Source organism: Bacillus alveayuensis (genome assembly GCA_030812955.1).
Classification (GTDB): domain Bacteria; phylum Bacillota; class Bacilli; order Bacillales; family Aeribacillaceae; genus Bacillus_CB; species Bacillus_CB alveayuensis.
The window spans coordinates 1-5,712 of record JAUSTR010000044.1 but is presented as its reverse complement, the minus strand read 5'-3'; the positions used below and the strand labels follow the sequence as shown (position 1 = coordinate 5,712).

Annotated in this window: 6 protein-coding genes and 1 pseudogene; 1 reads left to right on the top strand and 6 read right to left on the bottom strand. The window is 35.4% G+C overall.

Annotated elements, in window-relative coordinates; translation table 11 throughout:
- Positions 1-57 precede the first annotated feature (57 nt).
- The 4 genes from J2S06_RS15960 to J2S06_RS15945 form a co-directional block, all read right to left on the bottom strand.
- On the bottom strand, positions 58-264 hold the full coding sequence (locus tag J2S06_RS15960; RefSeq protein WP_419152954.1) for a hypothetical protein: 207 nt from the start codon (positions 262-264) through the stop codon (positions 58-60).
- A 764-nt stretch (positions 265-1,028) separates the two neighbouring features.
- Positions 1,029-1,511 (bottom strand): MarR family transcriptional regulator, encoded by a 483-nt coding sequence (locus tag J2S06_RS15955; RefSeq protein ID WP_419152953.1) that lies wholly within the window; start codon positions 1,509-1,511, stop codon positions 1,029-1,031.
- Positions 1,512-1,978: 467 nt separating this feature from the next.
- A complete protein-coding gene (locus tag J2S06_RS15950; protein WP_419152952.1) occupies positions 1,979-2,407 on the bottom strand; it encodes a Rossmann-fold NAD(P)-binding domain-containing protein in 429 nt (142 codons plus the stop codon).
- 9 nt (positions 2,408-2,416) lie between these two features.
- On the bottom strand, positions 2,417-2,836 hold the full coding sequence (locus tag J2S06_RS15945) for an SDR family oxidoreductase (RefSeq protein ID WP_419152955.1): 420 nt from the start codon (positions 2,834-2,836) through the stop codon (positions 2,417-2,419).
- Between the two features lie 114 nt (positions 2,837-2,950).
- Here J2S06_RS15945 and J2S06_RS15940 point away from each other — a divergent pair.
- A pseudogene (locus J2S06_RS15940) lies at positions 2,951-3,079 on the top strand (LysR family transcriptional regulator); the annotation flags it as partial.
- Between the two features lie 35 nt (positions 3,080-3,114).
- On the opposite strand, the gene J2S06_RS15935 reads toward J2S06_RS15940, so the two are convergent.
- On the bottom strand, positions 3,115-4,248 hold the full coding sequence (locus J2S06_RS15935) for a S1C family serine protease (protein ID WP_419152951.1): 1,134 nt from the start codon (positions 4,246-4,248) through the stop codon (positions 3,115-3,117).
- Positions 4,249-4,260: 12 nt separating this feature from the next.
- Entirely contained in the window at positions 4,261-5,484 is a 1,224-nt protein-coding gene (locus J2S06_RS15930; protein WP_419152950.1) for a zinc-ribbon domain-containing protein, read from the bottom strand.
- Positions 5,485-5,712 lie beyond the last annotated feature (228 nt).

Genomic DNA, 5,712 nt, shown 5'->3' with positions numbered 1-5,712 from the left:
TTAAGTGTAAAAACGTTAAAAGTCATTTTCTTCATAAACTAAATCTACTCCTATTCTTTATTTGGACAACACTTTACCATTTTTATCTAAAGAAGATATTCTTTTTCCATCTTTCTTTAATTTCCATACACGTCCACCATGTCCTGCTGTTTCTTTTTCTGACCACTTTCCATTTTTAAAAGTACCAGAATTTTTAGTTAGAGGTGTATTCCCGTGTTTATCTTTAAAAGAACCTAATTTCACTTTTCCGTTTGAATCTAACAATGATTGTGGTATTCCATAATTGGAAGCAATTACTCTTTTAGGATCATTAAAATAGTTAGAAATAGTTTTATAGAGCCAACTTCCAGCCTTAATAGTAACCCCACCAACTACTATTGCACCAGTCGCTAGTAATGCAACTTGACCAACACCAGGAACAAAATAAGTACATGTTTCCTGCTTGGGATCCTACCGCGCTTCGCTTGGTGGCCCCGATGAGGGGGATTGCGAATCTACGTTCCCAACCCCCTCATCGGGGAACTTCTAAGAATTTCTCCCACAAACATTTTACTCATACTTTATTGATTGTTTTTGGCAATTAAAACATGTATGAAATGGCAAATAAGGATATTCAATAATTTGTATAAAATTGCATAGCTTTTGTCGCTTGACATGGGGCCTCTGCGGGCATGCTTTCTGGCAAAGGGTTAAGCCACAGGACTTTGCCGGGCATACAAGCCTATCATACCCGCCACTCCATTTAAAGCGGAGGATATGCAATAATTTATGCATACGCTTAACTGCCAAACACAACAATTCTTCATTGCCATTAACATTGATTTCCAACATTTATTAAAGCTCTGCAGGTCAAAACAAACCAGCGGGCTCAGTTTAATCGGCTTGTTTGTTTTTTGGCATTGAAACATTTTAGTTCCAATAAAAAACCCGATCCAATAAAAATCGGATCGAGTTTTACAGGATAGGACCTTTTGTAAAGGTTAAGTCTTTTACGCCATTTAGTTTAATAGCATAATAATTAATTCAGATTATTTTACTTCTTCAATCTGTTTATCTTCATTTACAAATATAATAGATATTCCAGTTCTTTCTTTTGCAAGACGAGGTAAACGTTCCCATAGATTACGATATTGCTTCATATCAGGTAGAGCTATGCTATATTTTGCATTCGGATCACTCATCCTTTGAAGCGTTTCCCCTAAAATAGCTAAAAAGTAGTTTACTCTCATCGCACTTCGCGAGCCACAACCCTTAACTTCAATTATCCACCTTTCTTTACCTTTGAACGCAACAATATCAATACCTTGACTCTTTCCCCATGCAACCTGGGTGCTCCAACCATTAGAAATAAGATAATTATTTAATATTTCTTTAATATCGTCTTCAGACAATCCGTCTTTTTTAGAGGATTTAAATTCTTTTTTCTCAAATTCAAATTTAAAATCACCTAAGTAGTTCCTAATTAACCCATCTTGTCCTCTGATACGTTTAATTATTCCTTTTGATTCCATATTCCTGCACGTTATATTAACACTTTGCTGTGGTTCTCCCCTCCCCTTTATCCTGTCAGTGATTTCCCTATCGGTTAAACCATCCTCAATTTTTAATAGCTCAATAATTTGCTCTTTTAAAGTCGATATCTTCTTTACCCCCTAAATGACAATTTGATCGTACCTATCCATTCTTAATATTAGCAAACAATGATTTCAAAATTTTAATTACACAATCGATACTCAATATTCCCTTAGTAGAACAACGTAGATGGTGTTTTTTAACAACATTTTTGTAAATTATATGTGTTATACCATCAATCAGTCCTTAAAGAATCTTTTCTGCAACTAGTTTAAATTCATTGCTTTTCATCTTCATTTGATAGACAGAGATTTGCTTTTGTTTTGCAATATTAATAATGTCTCTTCACCATTTTCTGTGATTTGTACACAAACCTTGCATCATGTTAGCTGGATTTAGATGTCAATCAGACCGTCTCCTTCTTCAGCTTACTGACATATTTCATGTCTTGTATTTTTTTAATTCCATAATGACTGTTTAAAAAATCTAACGAAGATGGCAACGCTTCCTCTATTGTTAAATATTTCCTCATAAACAAAGCTCTTCTTATTTCTTTTCGAACTTGAAAGGGAAGCTTCGGTAAAAACACAGGCTTAATTAATCTATCAAACAAATCAGGATCAACAATTTTGGGAGACGAAATAGATTTGTTAAATAAAATCGTACTTTCCTGTACTATCGTATCAACCACTTCTTTCAACATCGGGGCATTCTGACCATTAGTAACATAAAATTCGCCATCAATATGATCATTATGAATTAAGGCAAAAATAACCTCTGCTATCATATCTTGTGGAACAATATCAAGAATAGAATGTGGAAGACCTGGTAACATAGGAAGCTTTTATTCCATTATCAATCGGCTTAGTAAGTGATATCCTTGCAACGTTGACACTGTTCCATGATGAGAATCACCAAAAATTATTGAATGTCTGATAATGGTTGCTTTTACCAAACTGTCTTTAACAATTTTTTCATCCAATCTTTTTGAGATTTCATAAAAATTACGTTTTTTACAAAAGCGATTTGCATTTGGGAAATCATAAACATATGCCTTACTGACATGGGAAAGAGGAGCATCTGTGTCTCTAGACAAGGTTACAATATTCTTAGTTCCCACAACATTTGTATTTTCAATATTTTCTTTTCTTTCACTAAAATCTGTAATGGCCGCCATATGAATAATGACATCAATTTGTTTATATAATGTTTGGTATTCGTTATAAGTAAGTCCCAATTGTTTTTTGGTAATATCACCTTTTATTGAGATAACACCTTGCTCCTTAAAAGGAGTTTTATGAATTAATCAAATAACTTGGTATTCTTTCAATTTAGAATTAAGGGCTCTACCCAATAAGCCTGTGGCACCGGTCAAAAAATCGAAATGCCGCATGTCAAGCGAAACGTCGGCATCATCATCTCCGACCATCACGAACTCACACCATCCGTTAAAGTGTTTTATCAATTTGTAAAAGACTTTTTCTCCACATTGGAGAGATATCAATAAAGAGACTGTGCCTGTGACGGAAAGGGGCACCGTCGTCATTTTATTTCTTCTCCTTTTCCAGTTAATATTTTTAATTCATCATTTTCATAACCAATCTCATAATTAAGTTTATATTTTGCATAAGAAATTCCATCGTTTTTCCTTTCCTCTGCCGTAATCACAGCAGTGACAGACACTGTGTCACCTTGTTGCCTTGCATTCATATCATCAACAGTAACAGACAATGTATCTAAATAACCGTTTCTAAATTTTTCATATGATATTTTCGATTTCCAAGAACTCCCTAATAGTGAATAAGCAGTTACATAATCCCCATAATTAATATTTTCAAAGAAATACGAAACAAGACGCTCCGCCATTTCTTCGAAAGAATCACCTTCTTCATGAGCATAGGCATTACCCACAAAAACAATTTCCGGCAACTTAGTCATTGGATGTTCGGACCATTCTTCAATAAGCGAAATAACGTTTGTAATCGGGATGCTAAAGCCAATGGAACCTTGATCATACCCCGCTGAATTAATTCCCAATACTTCTCCCGTTTTACTATCGACAAGTGGACCACCGCTATTTCCCGGGGCAATTGGCGCAGAAATTTGATATACATTTTCATAATGAAACGGTTGTAAATCAAAAGTTCTCCCTACCCCGCTAATAATTCCTGTTGTCACCGTGTTTTGTAATCCTAATGAACTGCCTAGCGCCAGCACTTCATCTCCTACTTCCGCTTTTCGATTTTTTGTCACTTTTAGTGGTTGTAAAGATGAAAGTTCTGGCACGCGCACTAACGCCACATCTATATTATTACTAACGCCAATCACAGTCCCGGTAAATTCTTTCGAATCTGCCGTTTTTACTTTCACTTCTTTGACATTCGCAACAACATGCGCGTTCGTAACGATATCTCCTTTATTGTTATAAAGAAATCCAGAACCTAGTGTCCCATCCTCCGTTTCTATTTGTACGACTAGCTTTTGTGATTTATGGATGATTTCTTTTAGTTCTGGTGAAGTTTCTTCTTTCTTTTCATATTTATTTTCTGCTACTGCAATGATGGATGGCTGAGATAATTTTTTCGGCACGGACTCTTTTATATGTATAAACACAAAAATTCCCGCTCCCCATATGGCCAGTGTACATAAAAAGCTGATAATCCATTTTTTGTTCATTATGTCACCTCTTTAATCGAGATACCATGTAATATTGTCAATAGCCACTTTCGCATTTTCATTAACTCCGTAATAAATATCTTCAAATGTTCCTGTATCACCTGGTTTTACATAATATGGATACACAGTTGTAAATCCATCATCTAAATAATTTCCTTCTGCATCAGTAATTGTGTAATTAATCGTAATCGAATAAATTCCTTTTGTCGCAACATTTTTGATTTCCCCATTCATATAAAGATCTCCGTACTCATCTTCATTGACATTCAATGCCATCACTTCCACAGCGGCAGTACGATTCTTTAAATCTTCTTGGGCAGCGGCTTTCATTGCTTGTTCTATTCGTTCTTGTTCTGCTTTTTCAAACGCTGCCTGTTCATTTTTTACTTTTTCTTTGACAGATAAAAGTTTTTCATCATTCACCGCATATTGTAGCCCCTTATCTAAAATAGAAATCGCTTTTGAAAACTGTTTGTTTTTTGCTTCTTTTTCCGCTTCGGTGCTTGCAATCTGCACGATTTTATTAGTGATTTGTTCTTTCACTTGTTTCGCTTCTTCTGATGATAACGTGGAAACAATATTAAGCTTGTCTGCCAATTGTTCAATTGTAGTTAATTCGTCTAACTCCTGTTTGATTTTCCCCACCGTTATCGTAATATCTCTTCTCGTAATTTCTTTCTGAAACGGGTTAAACAAAGGGCCTTTTCTCTTTTCATATTCCTTTTTCACATTTTCTAATTGTTCGGTAGCTTCATCATATTGTTTTTGTTTTATCTTTTGATCTACTTCTTGCAGCCCTTTCGCAAGCGCTTCCGCTTGTCGAATAACATGTATATCTTTAGATAACATCGCATAATTCGGCCGAAGATTTAATGCTACATTTAATTCTTTTTCCGCCCTTTCATATTCTCCTTTCAAAGCAAGCTCCTCCGCCTTTTTTTGCAACCCTGCCACTTGCGCGTTTACCTTTTTCTCATAACCGTAAAAACCAGCAATGCTAGAAGCTACAATAATCAAACTCGCAACAGGAAGGGCAATTGGCAATAACCGTCGGACTTTACTGTGTTCAGATGCTTGGTCGCTATTAGAAAGCGAATTCGATTCCTCATCCACTGCGCCCACAACGCTATCTAAATGATGATCTGTCTCCTGTTCCCCCTCCCGCAACGGCACACCGCATTGTGGGCAAAACCGAGCTTGATCAGATACTTTTTCACCGCATTGATGACAAAACACTCAAAAACTCCCCCTTTAATGATTCTATCTAAACCATATATGAATCCGATGAAGAATGTTGTCGAATTTTTTTACAAAAAATAATTTTTTGTAAAAAAATCATTAGCATTGCATAAATATAGTTAGAATTTTTTGTTAATTATTTTTTGTGAATTTGTGCCAAAAAGACAAAACCTAAAGAAAGGTGGCACTGCCCATTTGGTAAATATATACAGTTAAACCAGAGCG

Bases quoted from the DNA above. Each gene is read 5' to 3' on its own strand.
- J2S06_RS15950 (WP_419152952.1), bottom strand. From the start codon at position 2,407: ATGTTACCAGGTCTTCCACATTCTATTCTTGATATTGTTCCACAAGAT.
- J2S06_RS15955 (WP_419152953.1), bottom strand. From the start codon at position 1,511: ATGGAATCAAAAGGAATAATTAAACGTATCAGAGGACAAGATGGGTTA.
- J2S06_RS15935 (WP_419152951.1), bottom strand. From the start codon at position 4,248: ATGAACAAAAAATGGATTATCAGCTTTTTATGTACACTGGCCATATGG.